Raw genomic sequence first — 2,169 nt, 5'->3', positions numbered from 1 at the left:
CAGGCAGTATTTGCTGCATTTTCACCGGCATTGGGTCTTGATAAAGAGTTGGCATTGAAAATTGGAGCATGTTTTGGAAGTGGAATGAGAAAAGGAGAAGTTTGCGGAGCATGCACCGGTGCACTTATGGTTTTAGGTTTGAAATATGGTGAAAGCAAAGAGAAATCAGATAAGGTCTGTGAAAGATTTTTAGAGGAATTTGAAAGCGAAAATGGATCCTACATCTGCAATGACCTGCTCGGCTGCGATATTTCAACTCCCGAAGGCGTTAAATCTGCAGTGGAAAATAATTTATTTAAGGAATTTTGTCCTAAAATGGTTGAATCCGCTTCAAAAATTGTAAAAGAAATAATAAATGAATAAATTAAAAAAAGAAGTTATTCAAAATTAGATTTCAAATAACTTACAAAAATGGATGCTGCAGTTAAATCTGCAGTAGTTCCAGGATTATACTTATTTTTAAAGAGATAATCATCAAACTCATTGAGTTTGTCCTTAAAATCAGCCTCATCTTTCAAGTTAAGCAAATCCCTTGTCATCATTGAGATTTTTAATGCCTCATCCGAACCGTATTTTCTTGAAATCAAAGTATCCGGAACTTGTGACAGTATTGTCAGAAATGTCAATACGCAGGCGTCATTCTGTGATTTTTCTTCTTTTAGTTTATGATAAGTGGGATATCCTATCTCAAAAACAGCAGGCATGTCTGAAGTCATCTCACGGGCCAGCATGTCCCATGGAGCGGAAATTTTTAAAACATCAAACATGGTCTGGCCATTTTCTCTCAATTCATTTTTAGCATTGTCGCTTGACACATCATATTCGTCCTGGTCACCCATTCCTCCGGCATCCGCGATATTGATTGCATCGTATAAATCGCATGCATCATCAACTGAAGTGTTGGCCATTACAACTTTTACGTTCTCTCTGATTTCATCAAAGGAATCACTGATGGCTGCTGCAACAGCAATTGGGGTTGTCATCATTACAATGCCCAAATTGGTGTTGTTTTTAATCCATCTGTCAGTTTCCGCCACTGCCTGAAGAATATATTTTCCCAATTCAGGATTTTCAACATCCACATCACTGCATGCCTCGCGGATTGCATCTCCGATTACGATTCCGCTTATTACAAAGTCTTCAAATTCCATATCATCGTAATCGCGGGTTCTGTGAACATTACCCGGTTTTGGATAACCGCTTACCTCCAAAGCAGAGGCAATCTGTGCAATTTTAGCAATTTCATTAGCTTCCATTTATATCACATCATTTAAAAGCAAGTAAGGTGCGAAATTAGTGATTATTAAGTCTGCTCCTGCCCTTTTAATAGAAAGCAAAGATTCCAAAATGGCCCTTTCAGTCAGATATCCCTTTTCAATGGCCGCCATTATCATGGAATATTCTCCGCTTACATTATATGCAACCAAAGGAAGCATGAATTCATCACGAACCATGCGAACAACATCAAGATATGGAAGTGCCGGCTTTACCATTAAAAAGTCAGCTCCTTCAATGACATCCAATTCACATTCGCGAATCGCTTCAATGGCATTGCCAGGATCCATTTGATAGGATTTTCTATCGCCCAAGTGAGGTGATGAACAAGCCGCAACCCTGAATGGCTCATAAAATGCTGATGCGTATTTGGCTGAATAGGACATTATCATGACATTCTCATATCCTTCATCATCCAAGGTTTGCCTGATTGCGCCGACTCTTCCATCCATCATGTCTGAAGGCGCAACGATATCCGCTCCGGCTTCCGCATGGGAAAGAGCAACTTTGGCAATGTATGGAAGTGATTCATCATTCAATATTTCGATTCCATCATCCGTATCATCATTTTCCCTAATCATACCGCAATGACCGTGAGAAGTGTACTGGCATAAACAAACATCACTGATAATAACCAGATTGGTTTCTTTTTTGAGTTTTCGAATGGCTTTTTGAACAATTCCTGTAGATGAATAATCTGGAGTGGCTATTTCATCTTTAGTATCCTCATTTGGTATTCCAAATACAATAATTGATTTTAAACCTTTAGCTTCAAGCTGTTTAGCAAATTCAACGCCAGAATCCAAAGAATATCTGAATTCACCTGGAAGAGAGGAAATTTCTTGCTTTTCCATTCCGGTAAGCTCTTCTTTAAAATAAATCGGATATATCAAA

General features: G+C 38.6%; 3 protein-coding genes. 1 reads left to right on the top strand and 2 read right to left on the bottom strand.

Going from position 1 to position 2,169, the window contains the following annotated elements:
• The coding region (locus ACJMLZ_RS00555; RefSeq protein WP_405303372.1) for a C-GCAxxG-C-C family protein at window positions 1-363 on the top strand (363 nt) is incomplete at its 5' end.
• 14 nt (window positions 364-377) lie between these two features.
• Here the strand turns inward: ACJMLZ_RS00555 and ACJMLZ_RS00550 are convergent.
• Both ACJMLZ_RS00550 and hemB read right to left on the bottom strand, forming a co-directional pair.
• On the bottom strand, window positions 378-1,256 hold the full coding sequence (locus tag ACJMLZ_RS00550) for a triphosphoribosyl-dephospho-CoA synthase (protein WP_405303371.1): 879 nt from the start codon (window positions 1,254-1,256) through the stop codon (window positions 378-380).
• On the bottom strand, window positions 1,257-2,169 hold a 913-nt coding region (gene hemB / locus ACJMLZ_RS00545), incomplete at its 5' end, for a porphobilinogen synthase (protein ID WP_405303370.1). It abuts the gene before it with no gap.

The organism is Methanobrevibacter sp., from assembly GCF_045126245.1.
In the GTDB taxonomy this organism is placed as follows: domain Archaea; phylum Methanobacteriota; class Methanobacteria; order Methanobacteriales; family Methanobacteriaceae; genus Methanocatella.
Note: the sequence above shows the minus strand (reverse complement) of the source record. Positions and strands in the feature narration are given on the sequence as shown.